The sequence below is a fragment of the Streptomyces sp. SAS_281 genome (assembly GCF_052542855.1).
In genome coordinates this window covers 25,755-39,828 of record NZ_JBMNDO010000072.1, presented here as the reverse complement: position 1 = coordinate 39,828, position 14,074 = coordinate 25,755, and the positions used below count along the sequence as shown (strand labels likewise).

Below are 14,074 nucleotides of genomic sequence, written 5' to 3'. Positions count from 1 at the left end.
GTGGCGCGGACCCCCGCGCCACCACCCGCGGCTCAGAATCCGTGCCGGTGGCCGCCGTCGACCGGCACCATGATGCCCGTCAGGTACGAGGCGGCGGGGGACAGCAGGAACGCCGCCGTGCGGCCGAACTCCTCCGGGGTGCCGTAGCGGCGCAGCGGGATGTTCGCCTCGTTGGCGTTGCGCGCGGCCTCCGCGTCGCCCGACAGCGCGTCCAGCTCCCGCACCCGGTCCGTGTCGATCCGGGCCGGCAGCAGGCCCACGACCCGGATGCCGCGCGGGCCCAGCTCGTCGGCCATCGACTTGGCGACGCCGGCCAGGCCGGGGCGCAGCCCGTTGGAGACGGTCAGCCCGGGAATCGGCTCGTGGACGGAGCCGGACAGCACGAAGCCGATGACCCCGCCCTCGCCGAGCGCCGCGGCGGCGGCCCTGGCCAGCCGTACCGCACCCAGGAAGACCGAATCGAAAGCCGTCTGCCACTGCTCGTCGGTGTTGTCCGCGATCCCGCCCGGCGGCGGGCCGCCGACGCTGATGAGGATGCCGTCGAGCCGGCCCAGGCCCTCCTGGGCGGCCTCCACCAGTCGTTCGGCCGCCGCCGGGTCGGCGTTGTCGGCGGCGAGACCGACGGCGTCCGGGCCCAGGTCGGCGGCGGCCTGCTGGGCGCGCTTCTCGTCCCGGCCGGTGATGATCACCTTCGCGCCGTCCGCCACCAGGGCCCGCGCGGTGGCGTAGCCGAGCCCGCGCGTCGCTCCGGTGACGATGTACACACGGTCCTTCAGTCCAAGATCCATGGCCCTATCCTGCCGTGCCGCCCGGGTCCGTGTCCTCGGCGGCCCGCTCCTCCACGGGCTGCGCCTCGGCCAGCGCCACCGCCGTACCGACCAGGCCGATATGGCTGAACGCCTGCGGGAAGTTGCCGAGCTGGCGCCCCGCCGCCGTGTCGTACTCCTCGGCCAGCAGGCCCACGTCGTTGCGCAGGGCGAGCAGCCGCTCGAAGAGCTCGGTCGCCTCCCCGGTGCGCCCGGTCAGCCGCAGGGCGTCCGCCAGCCAGAACGAGCAGGCCAGAAACGCGCCCTCGCCGCCCGGCAGCCCGTCGATCGAGACGCCGTCCGTGCTGTAGCGGCGCACCAGACCACCGCTGCCCAGCTCCTCGCGCACCGCGTCCACCGTGCCGATCACCCGGGGGTCGTCCGGCGGCAGGAAGCCGGTCCGGGCGATCAGGAGCGTCGAGGCGTCCAGTTCCCGGGAGCCGTACGACTGGGTGAAGGTGTTGCGCACCGGGTCGTAGCCCTTCTCGCACACCTCCCGGTGCACGGCGTCCCGCATCGCCCGCCAGCGGTCCGCGTCCCCGGCCAGCGAGGGGTCGTCCTCCAGGCTGCGCACCGCCCGGTCGGCCGCGACCCAGGCCATCACCTTGGAGTGCACGAAGTGGCGCCGCTGCCCGCGGATCTCCCACAGGCCCTCGTCCGGTTCGCGCCAGGTGGACTCCAGGAACCCGAGCAGGCTGAGCTGGAGGCTCCAGGCGTGCGGCTTGTCGTCCAGGCCCGCGTCACGGGCCAGCCGGAGCGAGTCGATGACCTCCCCGTACACGTCCAGCTGGCGCTGGCGCACCGCCGCGTTGCCGATCCGGACCGGGGCGGAGTTCTCGTAACCGCGCAGCCACGGCAGCTCGGACTCGGGGAGTCTGCGCTCGCCGGCCAGCCCGTACATGATCTGGAGGTCGGCCGGGTCCCCGGCGACCGCGCGCAGCAGCCAGTCCCGCCAGGCGGCGGCCTCCTCCACATAGCCGGCCGAGATCAGCGCGCCGAGGGTGAGCGTGGAGTCCCGCAGCCAGCAGAAGCGGTAGTCCCAGTTCCGTACGCCGCCGATCTCCTCCGGGAGCGAGGTGGTCGGGGCCGCCACGATGCCGCCGGTCGGGCCGAAGGTCAGCGCCTTGAGAGTGATCAGTGAGCGGATCACGGCGTCCCGGTACGGCCCCTGGTACTCGCAGCGGGCGGACCACTCGGCCCAGTCGGTCAGGGCGTTCTCCAGCGCCTCGTAGGGGTCGACGCGCTTGGGCCGGGGCGAGTGCGAGGGATGCCAGGTCAGAACGAAGGCCACCTTGTCGCCCTCGGAGACCGTGAAGGACGAACAGGTGGAGAACTGCTGGCCCCACGTCTTGACCGGCGGTTCGCTGCGCAGCCAGGCGGAGTCCGGTCCGGCGACGGCGACCCGGTGGCCGTCCGAGCGGCGCATCCACGGCACGATGGACCCGAAGTCGAAGCGCAGCCGGATCACCGACGACATCTCGACGGTGCCGCTGACCCCCTCGACGATCCGCATCACGTCCGGCTCCTTGTCGCGCTGCGGCATGAAGTCGATCACCTTGACGGTCCCGGTGCGCGTCTCCCAATACGTCTCCAGGACGAGGGAGTCGCCCGCGTAGCCGCGCCGGGTGCAGGTGTCCGCGCCCTTCGGCGCGATCCGCCAGTGACCGTTGTCCTCGTCGCCGAGCAGGGCGGCGAAGCAGGCGCCCGAGTCGAAGCGGGGCAGGCACAACCAGTCGACAGAACCGTTTTTGCCGACCAGGGCCGCGGTCTGGAGATCGCCGATGAGGGCGTAGTCCTCGATGCGTGGGGTCACGTTCAGGCGTCTTCCCGAACCCGGCCACCGTTAAGCAGGCTGTGTGCCAGGAGAGGCGGGAGTCACCCGTGGGCGGGCTCGGGCTCCGGCGTCGCGTCCTCGGCGGCGGCCGCCTCAGCGGCGGCGATCCGGTCGCGCTTCTCGCGCCGGGCCAGGACCACGAAGCCCACAGGCACCCCGGCGGCGAACAGCCACCACTGCACGGCGTACGCCATGTGCGGGCCGATGGAGCTGTCGTCGGGGGCCTCGATCGGCTCGGGCGAGCCGTTCTTCGGCGCCGGGGCGGTCAGCTCGATGTAGCCGCCGAGCACCGGGCGGTCGAGCAGCCGGGCCTGCTGGGTGCTGCTGATCAGCATCACCTGACGGTCCGGAAGGTCCGAGATGTCCTTGATGCCGCTCGCGCCGGTCGTCTCGTCGGCCTTGAGCCGCCCGGTGACGGTCACCTCGCCCTTCGGGGCGGCCGGTACGTCGGGGAAGGCGTGCTGGTCGTCGGCGGAGGGCACCCAGCCCCGGTTGACCATCACCGTGCCGCCGCCCTTGAGGTCGAACGGGATCAGCACATGGACGCCGATGGAGCCGTCGGTGGCGGTCCTGCGGCGGACGACGACCTCGTGCTTCTCGTCAAAGGTCCCGGTGGCCGTCACGGTGCGCCAGTAGTCCGAGCGCGGAACGGTGTGGCCGGGGGAGGTGAGCGAGGACACGGCGACCGGGGCCGCCTTGAGATTGCGCGAGATCAGGGCGTTCTGCGCGACCTTGTGCTCGTGCCGGTGCAGCTGCCAGAAACCCAGCTCGATCATCGTGGGGATGAGCACGAGCGAGAGGAGGGCGAGGATCAGCCACTGCCGGGTCATCAGGAAGCGGTACACCCCACGACGGTACAACCGGCCGCGGGGTGTCTCGCGCACGGGGTGGCCGAAGGGGTGGCCGCCCCCTGTCCTCAGACGCGGTCCACGATGCCCACCTTCCCCTCCGCGCGGGCGCAGTGCCCGCCGCAGAACCAGTGCCCGTCGACCTCGACCCCCTGGCCGATGACCTGGACCCGGCAGTGCTCGCAGATGGGCGCCATGCGGTGGATGGCGCAGGCGAAGCAGTCGAAGACGTGCACCGCGCCCTGCGCGTGCACCTCGAAGGACATCCCGTAGTCGTTTCCGCAGACCTCACAACGTGCCATGCGCCACAGGGTGGGACGCGGAAGCGGCGACGGGCGGCCGGCGGACGGCGAGTCGCCCCCGGTTCACTCCGATGACGGCGTGGGCGCCGGCACCTTCGCGACGGCCGGGGCGACGTCGCGCAGGAGGTGCGTGAAGGCGCTCTCGTCGAGGACCGGGGTGCCGTACGCCTTCGCCTTCACCGTCTTCGACGTCGCCGAGTCCGGGTCGTTGGTGACGAGCAGGCTGGTCAGCCGGGAGACGCTGGTCGCCACGTGCAGCCCGGCCTCCACCGCGCGGTCCTCCAGCAGTTCGCGATCGATCGAGGTGTCCCCGGAGAACGCCACCCGCATGCCCTGCATGAGCGGTTTGTCCTTCTCGTACCGTCCCGGATTCGGGTACGGGCAGGCCGGTCGCTTCCGCGAGGCGCGCCAGGAGGTGTGTCCCCCGTACGAGGGAGAGGAGCCGGACCGCGGGGTCACCGGCGAGTGCGACCACTCGGTCAGCGGCCGGCACTCCAGCAGCGGCAGCCGCACCCCGTCACGCGCCGCCGCGTGCAGGCTCGGACGGAACGCCTCCGCCAGCACCCGCGCGTCGTCCAGCGCGTGGTGCGCGTGCTGCTGGACCACGCCGAAGTGCTCCGCGAGGGACGCCAGCTTGTGGTTGGCGAGCGGCAGCCGGAGCTCCTTGGCCAGCGCGATGGTGCACAGCCGCTGCCGGACCGGCGCGGTGACCGAGGCGCGCGCGTACTCCCGCGCCAGCATCGACCAGTCGAACGCGGCGTTGTGAGCGACGAGCACCCGGTCCGCGAGCCGTTCGGACAGCTCGGCGGCGATCTCCGGGAAGAGCGGCGCCCCTTCCAGCACGTCGCTCGTCAGCCCGTGGATCCAGACCGGACCCGGGTCGCGCTCCGGATTGACCAGCGTGTACCAGTGGTCCTCGACGTCGCCCCGCGCGTCCAGGCGGTAGACGGCAGCGGACACTATCCGGTCGTCCCGGGCGAGCCCGGTGGTCTCCACGTCGACGACCGCGTACCCCTGCGGGTAGGCGGCCGGCCATGGTGCTGCGGTCTGCGGGTCGTCGAGCATGGTCACAGAGAATACGGGCCGACTCGGACAGTCCCCTATTCGGTGCGCGTCCGTGCCCCGGGGCGCCGCGAGGTGAGACCATCCCGGGATGACGCGAGCGCCGGAGCACGACGAACCTCACGCTGCCGGACTGGGCACCCGGCTCAACTGGCTGCGGGCCGCCGTGCTCGGGGCGAATGACGGTGTGGTGTCCACCGCCGGGCTCGTCGTCGTTGTTGCCGGCGCCACCGACGACCGGGGCGCCCTCCTGACGGCCGGGCTGGCCGGACTGCTCGCCGGGTCGCTGTCGATGGCGGCCGGGGAGTACGTCTCGGTGTCCACCCAGCGCGACTCGGAGAAGGCCGCCCTGGCCACCGAGAAGCGGGAGCTCCAGGAGACCCCGGAGGCGGAACTCGCCGAGCTGACCGGCCTCTTGGAGGGCAAGGGGCTGAGCCGCGAGGTCGCCCGGGAGGCCGCCGTCCAGCTCACCGAACGCGATGCGCTGCGCGCCCACGCGGAGGTGGAACTGGGCATCGACCCGGACGACCTCACCAACCCCTGGCACGCGGCGGGCGCCAGCTTCCTCGCGTTCACCGTGGGCGCGCTGCTGCCGTTGCTCGCGATCGTGCTGCCCCCGGCCACCGCCCGGGTCCCGGTGACCGTGCTCGCCGTCCTCGCGGTGCTGGCCGTGACGGGCTGGTGGAGCGCCCGCCTGGGCGAGGCGGCGGCGGGCCCGGCGGTGCTGCGGAACATGGGCGGGGGAGCGGTGGCCATGGCGGTGACGTATGCGGCGGGGCATTTGCTGGGGGCGGCGGGGGTTTAGGGGGTGGCGCACAGCAGGGCGCACATCAGCGGGTTGGTGGCCAACCGGCCCACGGCGGCCAGGCGCTCGTGCCCGGGCACATCGGCGTACGCGTCCGCCAGCCGCCCGCCCAGCACCTTCGCCAGCCGGTCCGGCTTCGCGGGGCGGGGGAGCGGGGGCACCGGGTCGGGAACGAGACCGGCGCCGGGCTTGGGCGCCAGCAGTGACCTGGTCACCGCGCCGATCACCGTCGTCGCCAGCCTCAGCAACGCAACTTCCAGTCCCTGCACGGTAGTTCCTCCCCCAAGCCACACCGGTGCATCGATCGTACGACGCCCGTCCCTGTCGGAAGGTGCCAAAGAGTGCTGACAGCCGGTCTCACATACTTGTTGGTAACAACATCTGGCCCCCGGCCGACCCCGGCCCTACCGTGCAGGCATGCCGACGAACCTGCCCGATGTAGTGCTCTGGTCCATACCGGCCTTCGTCCTGCTCACCGTCCTGGAGATGGCGCTGCACCACTTCCATCCCGACGAGGACGCCGCCGGCTACGAGGCGAAGGACGCCGCCACCAGCATCACCATGGGGCTGGGCAGCCTGGTCTTCGACCTGCTGTGGAAAGTGCCCATCGTCGCCGTCTACACCGCGGTGTACGAGCTGACACCGCTCCGCGTCCCGGTCCTGTGGTGGACGGTCCTGCTGATGCTGCTCGCCCAGGACTTCTTCTACTACTGGTCCCATCGGGGCCACCACGTCATCCGCATCCTGTGGGCCTGCCACGTGGTCCACCACTCCAGCGAGAAGTTCAACCTCTCCACCGCGCTGCGCCAGCCCTGGACCTCGCTGACCTCCTGGCCGTTCTATCTGCCGCTCATCGCCTGCGGGGTGCACCCGGCGGCGCTCGCGTTCTGCTCCTCGGCCAATCTCGTCTACCAGTTCTGGGTGCACACCGAGCGGATCGACAAGCTGCCCCGGCCCTTCGAGTACGTGCTCAACACGCCCTCCCACCACCGGGTGCACCACGCCTCGCAGGGCGGCTACCTCGACCGCAACTTCGGCGGCATCCTCATCGTGTGGGACCGCTGGTTCGGCTCGTTCGCCCGGGAGACGGAGCGGCCGGTCTACGGGCTCACCAAGAACATCCGCACGTACAACCCGCTGCGCGTCGCCACCCACGAGTACGCCGCCATCGCCCGGGACGTGCGCGCGGCGAGCGGCTGGGGCGAGCGGGCCGGGCGGATCTTCCGCGGCCCGGGCTGGCAGCCGGCCGGAGCCGCGCCCCGTACCGCGGCCGCCCCCGTCGCCGCCCCGGAGGGCACCGCATGAGCGGGCGGTACGCGCGGCCCCTGCTCGTCGCCTTCCTCGTCGCGTGCGCCGTCGACCTCGCCGGCGTACTCACCGGCCCCGACTGGCTCCACCTCGGCGCCAAACCGCTCCTGATGCCGCTGCTCGCCGGATACGCCCTCGCCCGGCGCGCGCCCCGGCTGCTGATCGCGGCGCTGCTGTGCGGCTGGGCGGGCGATGTGCTCCTGCTGGCCGACTCCGACCTCGCCTTCCTCGTCGGGATGGCGGGGTTCGCCGCCGGGCACGTCTGCTACCTGGTGCTGTTCGGCCGGGCGCGCGGGGCGCTGCTCCCGGCGCTCGCGTACGCCGCGGTACTCACCGTGTTCCTCGTGCTGCTCTGGGACGGGCTGCCGGCCGGGCTGCGTGTCCCGATGGCCGGCTACAGCCTCCTGCTGACCGCCATGGCGTACCGCTCCGGCGTCCTCGGCCGGTACGCGGCGACCGGCGGGGCCCTCTTCCTGCTCTCCGACGCGCTCATCGCCACCGGCATCGCGGACCGGCCGCAGCTCCCCGCCTCCGGCTTCTGGGTGATGCTCACCTATGTCGCCGCGCAGCTCCTGCTCACGCTGGGGGCAGTGGGCCCGGCCCGGGAGGAAGCCGGCCCGGGGGCGTACCGTGAAAGGAGTATCAGCATCTGAGATCAGCGAGGACCCCCACGCATGCGCGCCACCGTTATCCACGCCCCCCACGACATCCGCGTGGAGGAGGTGCCCGACCCGGTGATCCAGCAGCCCACGGACGTGGTGCTGAGGGTCCTGCGGGCCTGCATCTGCGGCAGTGACCTGTGGGCCTACCGGGGTGAGTCCGCCCGGCAGCCCGGCCAGCGCATCGGCCACGAGTTCCTCGGGATCGTCGAGGAGGCCGGGGCCGGGGTGCGCGGCTTCGCCGTCGGGGACCTGGTCGTCGCGCCGTTCGTCTGGTCCGACGGAACCTGTGCCTACTGCGCCGAGGGCCTGACCACCTCCTGCCCGCAGGGCGGCTTCTGGGGCTCGGCGGGCTCCGACGGCGGGCAGGGCGAGGCCGTCCGCGTCCCGCACGCCGACGGCACCCTGGTCGCCCTGCCCCCCGCCGCGGCCTCCGACGACCGGCTGCTCACCGCGCTGCTGGCCCTCTCCGACGTGCTCGGCACCGGCCACCACGCGGCGGTCGGAGCGGGCGTACGGGCCGGCGCGACCGTCGCCGTCGTCGGGGACGGGGCGGTCGGGCTGTGCGGTGTGATGGCCGCCAAGCGGCTCGGCGCGGAGCGGATCATCGCGCTCGGCCGGCACACGGCGCGCACGGACATCGCCCGGGACTTCGGCGCCACCGACGTCGTCGCGGAGCGCGGCGAAGCGGCGGTCGCGGCCGTACGGGAGCTGCTCGGCGGCGAGGGCGCGCACTGCGTGATCGAGGCCGTGGGCACCGAGCAGTCGATGCGCACCGCCGTCGGCATCACCCGGGACGGCGGGGCGATCGGCTACGTCGGCGTCCCGCACGGCAGCGGCACCGGGCTCGACCTCGGCGACATGTTCAACCGGAACATCGCCCTGCGCGGCGGCGTCGCCCCCGTGCGCACGTACATCCCGGAGCTGCTGCCCGACGTGCTGGACGGCACCATCGACCCCTCGCCCGTCTTCGACCTGTCCGTCGGGCTCGACGACGTGCCGGCCGGCTACAAGGCGATGGACGGGCGCACGGCGCTCAAGGTCCTCATCACACCCTGAATCGCGCCGTGATCCGGCGGTCCGGGGGCCGTAACGCACCGGCCCCCGGACCGCGGAGTCACCAGCGCACGGCGTCCAGGGCGTCCACCACTCCGGCCCCGTAGAAGCCGTTGCGGTTCTTGCCGCCCTCGCAGACCGCGTCGGCCGTGCCGTCGCCGTTGATGTCGTACGGGTCGTCGCACGCCTTCGCGTCCGCCTCCAGCGTCAGCAGCGCCTTGACCGCGGCGGGCGTCGCGTACGGGTGCTTGGACTTGATCAGGGCCACGACGCCGGCGACGTGCGGGGACGCCATCGACGTACCGGCCTTGTAGCCGTACTTGCCGCCCGGCAGCGTCGAGAGGATCAGACCGCTCGTCGCCGGGGGCTCGGGCGTCTGGTAGACGGTCGAGTCCCCGCCGGGCGCGGCCACGTCGATGACCCCGTTCCCGTAGTTCGAGTACGACGCCTTCAGGCCCTTCGCGCCCGTCGCCGAGACCGTGACGACGCCCGGGAGCATCGTCGGGATGTCCAGGCACTGGCGCGGGTCGACGGTCCGGCCGCCCGGGGTGGTGTCGTTCGGGCTGGTGGTGTCCTCGATGGAGTCCGCCGCCAGGTCCTCGGCGGAGTTCCCGGCGGCCGCGACGTTGACCGCGCCCTTCAGTTCGGCGTACCGGGTGGCCCGGTACACGGCCTCGACCAGGGCGCCCTGGTCCGGGTCGTTCTTGCAGTTGTACATCCACGGGTCGGTGTAATAGCTGTTGTTGGTGACGTCGACCCCGTGGTCGGCGGCCCAGACGAAGCCGCAGACGACGGACTCGGTGTAGAAGAAGCCGTCCGGGTTGGCGACCTTGATGCCGGACACCTTCACGCCCGGCGCCACACCCGTCACGCCGATGCCGTTCTTGGCCGCCGCGATGGTGCCGGCGACGTGGGTGCCGTGGTCGCTCTCGCCGGGGTTCGGCCGCCAGGCGCCCTCCGTGGTGTCCGGGGCGCCCGACACGCAGTTCGCGGAGGCCGCGCGGTCGAAGTTGGGCGCGAGGTCCGGATGGGTGTCGTCCACCCCGGTGTCGATGACCGCGACCGTCACCCGGGAACTGCCCAGCGACGTCTGGTGGGCCTTGTCCGCCTTGATGGCCGGCAGGTCCCACTGCAACGGCTCCATCGGGTCCTGGTCCGCCGTCGCCTCCGCCGCCGCGGCCTTCTCCTGCGCGGCCGTCAGGGGCTGCTCGACCCCGATGTCCTTGGTGGCCTGGGGCACGATCGGGTTGGTGCGCGTGGCGCCCGCGGACTGGACGCCCCTGACCTTGCGGACCGTCTTCGCGAAGTCCGGGTTCTTCGAGTGGACGACGATGACGCCGATCCGGTCGTAGGCGATCACCACCGTGCCGCCGGCCCGTTCTATCGCCTTGCGCACCTGCTTGACGGTCCCGCGACCGCCCTGGGTGTTGACCACGTACGACAGTTCCGGTCCGTCCGCGGGCACCGCCGCGGCGGGGGCACCGTGCCCCGCCGGCGTGGCGGAGGCCACCCCCGCCGGCAGGAAGCCGAGCGAGGCGGTGAGGGCCAATCCGACGGGCAGCGTGAGTGCGCGCGTCCGTCCGGATACCAGATGAGCCATGGGGTCTCCACTTCATCCGTGTCAGCCGACCGGGCACACGGCGCGCCCGGTCGCGTACATGACCAGTGAAGCTAGCGCCGATCATCCCGGCACATCAATCGATTCGCACGAACACGTGCTCATCGGACCGCCCGAAGGGGTGACGGGGAGAAGGGGGGAACCCAAGTGAACCGCTTCGCCGCGGGCTGCGTGCCGTTGTCAGGGGAAGCGCACCACCCTCCCCGAGAACGAGGTCCCCCGTGCAACCGACCGTCCCCACCACCGCACCCGCGTCGCGAGGAGAATCCGTGGCTACCGATGCACCGCCGCCCGAGGGCAATACGGAGAAGAGCCCTGCCCAGCCCACGACCGAGGCGTTCCTCGCGGAGCAAGCCGGCCCGGAGTTCGGCGAACTGCGCCGCTCCCACCGCTCATTCGCCTTCCCGCTGACCGTCGCCTTCGTCCTCTGGTACCTGCTGTACGTGCTGCTCTCCAACTACGCGGGCGGCTTCATGGGCACCAAGGTCTTCAGCAACATCAACGTGGCCTTCGTCTTCGGCCTCGCCCAGTTCGTCACCACCTTCCTCATCGCCTGGTTCTACTCGCGCCACGCCAACGCGAAGCTGGACCCGAAGGCCGAGGCCATCAAGAGCCGCATGGAGGCCGACGCATGAGCGCCGCGTACCACTCCCACACCGCCGTGACCCTCGCCGCCTCGTCCACCAGCGAGCACCGGCCGCTCATCATCACGCTGTTCGCGGTCTTCGTCGCCGCCACCCTCGGCATCACCGTCTGGGCCGGCCGCCAGACCCGCAGCGCCTCCGACTTCTACGCGGGCGGGCGCCAGTTCACCGCCTTCCAGAACGGACTCGCGGTCTCCGGCGACTACATGTCCGCCGCGTCCTTCCTCGGCATCGCGGGCGCCATCGCCCTCTTCGGCTACGACGGCTTCCTCTACTCCATCGGCTTCCTCGTCGCCTGGCTGGTGGCGCTCCTGCTCGTCGCCGAACCCCTGCGCAACTCGGGCCGTTACACCATGGGCGACGTACTCGCCTACCGGATGCGGCAGCGCCCGGTGCGCACCGCGGCGGGCGTCTCCACCATCATCGTGTCGATCTTCTACCTGCTGGCACAGATGGCGGGCGCCGGAGCACTGGTCACCCTGCTCCTCGGCATCAGCAGCGACGGCGGAAAGATCCTCATCGTTGCGCTGGTCGGCGTACTGATGATCGTCTACGTCACCATCGGCGGGATGAAGGGCACCACCTGGGTCCAGATGGTCAAGGCCGTCCTGCTCATCGCCGGTGCCCTCCTGATGACCCTCATGGTGCTGTGGAAGTTCGACTTCAACGTCTCCGACCTGCTGGGCACCGCCGCCGAGAAGAGCGGCCACGGCTCCGCGTTCCTGGAGCCCGGACTGAAGTACGGAGCCACCGGCACCTCGAAGCTGGACTTCCTCTCCCTCGGCCTGGCCCTGGTCCTCGGCACCGCGGGGCTGCCGCACATCCTGATCCGCTTCTACACGGTGCCCACCGCCAAGGCCGCCCGTAAGTCCGTCAACTGGGCCATCGGCATCATCGGCGCCTTCTACCTGATGACCATCGCCCTGGGCTTCGGCGCCGCCGCGCTGATCGGCCCGAAGAACATCAAGGCGCCGGGCAACACCGCCGCCCCGCAGCTCGCCGAATACCTCGGCGGGACCGGCACCACCGGCGGAGCGGTCATGCTCGCCGTCATCTCCGCCGTCGCCTTCGCCACCATCCTCGCCGTCGTCGCCGGACTGACCCTCGCCTCCTCGTCCTCCTTCGCGCACGACATCTACGCCAACGTCATCCGCAAGGGGCAGGCCACCGAGAAGGAGGAGATGAAGGCCGCCCGCTGGTCCACGGTCTTCATCGGCGCCGCCGCGATCGTCCTCGGCGTCTTCGCCCGCGACATGAACGTCGCCGGTCTCGTCGCCCTCGCCTTCGCCGTCGCCGCCTCCGCCAACCTGCCGACGATCCTCTACAGCCTCTTCTGGAAGCGCTTCACCACCCAGGGCGCGCTCTGGTCGATCTACGGCGGCCTGGCCTCCTCCGTGATCCTGGTGCTGTTCTCGCCGGTCGTCTCCGGCAACGCGAAGAGCTCGATGTTCAAGGGCGTCGACTTCGCCTGGTTCCCGCTGGAGAACCCCGGCCTGATCTCCATCCCGCTCGGCTTCCTGCTCGGCTGGATCGGCTCACTCCTGTCCAAGGAGGAGCCGGACAAGGGCAAGTACGCCGAACTGGAGGTCAAGTCCCTCACCGGCATCGGAGCCCACTGACCACGCCCGTACGAGGCCGCGTCGTAGGGTCCTACGACGCGGCCTCGCCGCGCCTCGTGCAAACGGGCCCCCTCCGCCCCCACCGGTCTCGCGTAGGCTCGAAAGAGTCAGATACCGCGACCGGGAAGTCACCGGGGGAGGGGGCCACCGTGCTCATCGACACCTATGGCCGGGTCGCCACCGACCTGCGCGTCTCGCTCACCGACCGGTGCAACCTGCGCTGCACGTACTGCATGCCCGAGGAGGGTCTGCAGTGGCTGGCCAAGCCCGATCTCCTCAGCGACGACGAGATCGTCCGGCTCGTCCGCATCGCCGTCACCACGCTCGGCGTCACCGAGGTCCGCTTCACCGGCGGCGAACCGCTGCTGCGCCCCGGCCTCGTCTCCATCGTCCAGCGCTGCGCCGGGCTGGAGCCCCGCCCGAGGATGTCCCTCACCACCAACGGCATCGGGCTGAAGCGGACCGCCGCCGCACTGAAGGACGCCGGCCTCGACCGGGTCAACGTCTCGCTCGACACCCTGCGGCCCGAGGTGTTCAAGACCCTCACCCGCCGCGACCGCCACCACGACGTGCTGGCCGGCCTGGAAGCCGCCCGCGACGCCGGGCTCACCCCCGTCAAGGTCAACACCGTCCTGATGCCGGGGCTCAACGACGACGAGGCCCCCGACCTGCTCGCCTGGGCCGTCGAGAACGGTTACGAACTCCGCTTCATCGAGCAGATGCCGCTGGACGCCCAGCACGGCTGGAAGCGCGACGGCATGATCACCGCGGGCGACATCCTCGCCTCCCTGCGCACCCGCTTCGACCTCACCCCCGAGGACGACGGCGAGCGCGGCTCCGCCCCCGCCGAGCGCTGGACCGTCGACGGCGGACCGCACCGGGTCGGCGTCATCGCCTCCGTCACCCGCCCCTTCTGCCGGGCCTGCGACCGCACCCGGCTCACCGCCGACGGACAGGTCCGCACCTGCCTGTTCGCCCGCGAGGAGACCGACCTGCGCGCGGCGCTGCGCTCGGAGGCGCCCGACGAGGAGATCGCCCGCGTCTGGAAGCAGGCGATGTGGGGCAAGAAGGCCGGATCCGGCCTTGACGACCCGAGCTTCCTCCAGCCCGACCGCCCGATGTCCGCGATCGGCGGCTGACCCCGTCCCGTCACGGGGACGCGGGGCGGGACTCCCACTCCGCCAGCTTCACCACGTCCTTGAGGAAGCCCCGCACCCCGAGGAACGAGGACAGGTGCTCCCGGTGCTCCTCGCAGGCCAGCCACGTCTTGCGGCGCTCCGGCGTGTGCAGCTTCGGGTTGTTCCAGGCCAGCACCCAGACGGCGTCGGCCCGGCAGCCCTTGGCCGAACACACGGGGGCGGGATTCTCGGCGGATTCCGGGGAGTTCACGGACTCAACCCTAGAGGGTGCCGGACGCGCGCCCGGACGCGGGAATGGCGACGCCGGGCAGCCACGGGGGGAGCTGCCCGGCGTCGGTCCGTCGCTCCGACGGGGGATGCGGAGCGCTTTCAAA

15 protein-coding genes are annotated in these 14,074 nt (G+C 71.8%); 7 read left to right on the top strand and 8 right to left on the bottom strand.

Annotated elements, in window-relative coordinates; all coding sequences use genetic code 11:
• Nucleotides 1-32 precede the first annotated feature (32 nt).
• The 5 genes from ACN6LM_RS24770 to ACN6LM_RS24750 form a co-directional block, all read right to left on the bottom strand.
• Nucleotides 33-788 carry an SDR family oxidoreductase gene (locus ACN6LM_RS24770; protein WP_445067577.1) on the bottom strand — a complete coding sequence of 252 codons (756 nt, stop codon included), beginning with the start codon at nucleotides 786-788 and terminating at the stop codon, nucleotides 33-35.
• Nucleotides 789-792: 4 nt separating this feature from the next.
• A complete protein-coding gene (locus tag ACN6LM_RS24765; protein WP_445067576.1) occupies nucleotides 793-2,619 on the bottom strand; it encodes a glycoside hydrolase family 15 protein in 1,827 nt (608 codons plus the stop codon).
• Between the two features lie 62 nt (nucleotides 2,620-2,681).
• Nucleotides 2,682-3,485 (bottom strand): SURF1 family cytochrome oxidase biogenesis protein, encoded by an 804-nt coding sequence (locus tag ACN6LM_RS24760; protein ID WP_445067574.1) that lies wholly within the window; start codon nucleotides 3,483-3,485, stop codon nucleotides 2,682-2,684.
• A gap of 71 nt (nucleotides 3,486-3,556) precedes the next feature.
• Nucleotides 3,557-3,790, bottom strand: coding sequence for a hypothetical protein (locus ACN6LM_RS24755; protein ID WP_026171732.1), 234 nt, complete (start codon nucleotides 3,788-3,790; stop codon nucleotides 3,557-3,559).
• A 63-nt stretch (nucleotides 3,791-3,853) separates the two neighbouring features.
• Entirely contained in the window at nucleotides 3,854-4,861 is a 1,008-nt protein-coding gene (locus ACN6LM_RS24750) for a DEDDh family exonuclease (RefSeq protein WP_445067573.1), read from the bottom strand.
• An 82-nt stretch (nucleotides 4,862-4,943) separates the two neighbouring features.
• Here ACN6LM_RS24750 and ACN6LM_RS24745 point away from each other — a divergent pair, with 82 nt between their 5' ends.
• Nucleotides 4,944-5,657, top strand: a complete 714-nt coding sequence (locus ACN6LM_RS24745; protein WP_445067572.1) for a VIT1/CCC1 transporter family protein — start codon at nucleotides 4,944-4,946, stop codon at nucleotides 5,655-5,657.
• Here the strand turns inward: ACN6LM_RS24745 and ACN6LM_RS24740 are convergent.
• Nucleotides 5,654-5,926, bottom strand: coding sequence for a hypothetical protein (locus ACN6LM_RS24740; RefSeq protein ID WP_445067571.1), 273 nt, complete (start codon nucleotides 5,924-5,926; stop codon nucleotides 5,654-5,656). The genes ACN6LM_RS24745 and ACN6LM_RS24740 overlap by 4 nt on opposite strands.
• A 148-nt stretch (nucleotides 5,927-6,074) precedes the next feature.
• On the opposite strand from ACN6LM_RS24740, the gene ACN6LM_RS24735 reads away from it, so the two are divergent.
• Genes ACN6LM_RS24735 through ACN6LM_RS24725 form a run of 3 tightly spaced genes read left to right on the top strand, consistent with a single transcriptional unit; the run spans nucleotide 6,075 to nucleotide 8,683 of the window.
• Entirely contained in the window at nucleotides 6,075-6,962 is an 888-nt protein-coding gene (locus tag ACN6LM_RS24735; protein WP_445067570.1) for a sterol desaturase family protein, read from the top strand.
• The gene (locus ACN6LM_RS24730) at nucleotides 6,959-7,618 is read left to right on the top strand and encodes a lysoplasmalogenase (RefSeq protein WP_445067568.1); all 660 of its coding nucleotides are present in this window, start codon (nucleotides 6,959-6,961) and stop codon (nucleotides 7,616-7,618) included. Before ACN6LM_RS24735 ends, ACN6LM_RS24730 begins: the two co-directional genes overlap by 4 nt.
• Nucleotides 7,619-7,639: 21 nt before the next feature.
• Nucleotides 7,640-8,683: a zinc-dependent alcohol dehydrogenase family protein gene (locus tag ACN6LM_RS24725; RefSeq protein ID WP_445067567.1), complete on the top strand. Its 1,044-nt coding sequence runs from the start codon at nucleotides 7,640-7,642 to the stop codon at nucleotides 8,681-8,683.
• A gap of 58 nt (nucleotides 8,684-8,741) precedes the next feature.
• Here ACN6LM_RS24725 and ACN6LM_RS24720 read toward each other — a convergent pair whose 3' ends face one another.
• Nucleotides 8,742-10,280, bottom strand: coding sequence for a S8 family peptidase (locus ACN6LM_RS24720; RefSeq protein ID WP_445067566.1), 1,539 nt, complete (start codon nucleotides 10,278-10,280; stop codon nucleotides 8,742-8,744).
• A gap of 287 nt (nucleotides 10,281-10,567) precedes the next feature.
• Here ACN6LM_RS24720 and ACN6LM_RS24715 point away from each other — a divergent pair, with 287 nt between their 5' ends.
• The 3 genes from ACN6LM_RS24715 to moaA all read left to right on the top strand — a co-directional run bounded on the left by ACN6LM_RS24715 (nucleotide 10,568) and on the right by moaA (nucleotide 13,700).
• Entirely contained in the window at nucleotides 10,568-10,933 is a 366-nt protein-coding gene (locus ACN6LM_RS24715; protein WP_445067565.1) for a DUF485 domain-containing protein, read from the top strand.
• On the top strand, nucleotides 10,930-12,561 hold the full coding sequence (locus ACN6LM_RS24710) for a solute symporter family protein (protein ID WP_445067564.1): 1,632 nt from the start codon (nucleotides 10,930-10,932) through the stop codon (nucleotides 12,559-12,561). Before ACN6LM_RS24715 ends, ACN6LM_RS24710 begins: the two co-directional genes overlap by 4 nt.
• Nucleotides 12,562-12,710: 149 nt before the next feature.
• Nucleotides 12,711-13,700, top strand: a complete 990-nt coding sequence (moaA, locus tag ACN6LM_RS24705; RefSeq protein ID WP_445067563.1) for a GTP 3',8-cyclase MoaA — start codon at nucleotides 12,711-12,713, stop codon at nucleotides 13,698-13,700.
• Between the two features lie 10 nt (nucleotides 13,701-13,710).
• Here moaA and ACN6LM_RS24700 read toward each other — a convergent pair whose 3' ends face one another.
• On the bottom strand, nucleotides 13,711-13,950 hold the full coding sequence (locus ACN6LM_RS24700) for a hypothetical protein (RefSeq protein WP_445067562.1): 240 nt from the start codon (nucleotides 13,948-13,950) through the stop codon (nucleotides 13,711-13,713).
• Nucleotides 13,951-14,074: the final 124 nt, after the last annotated feature.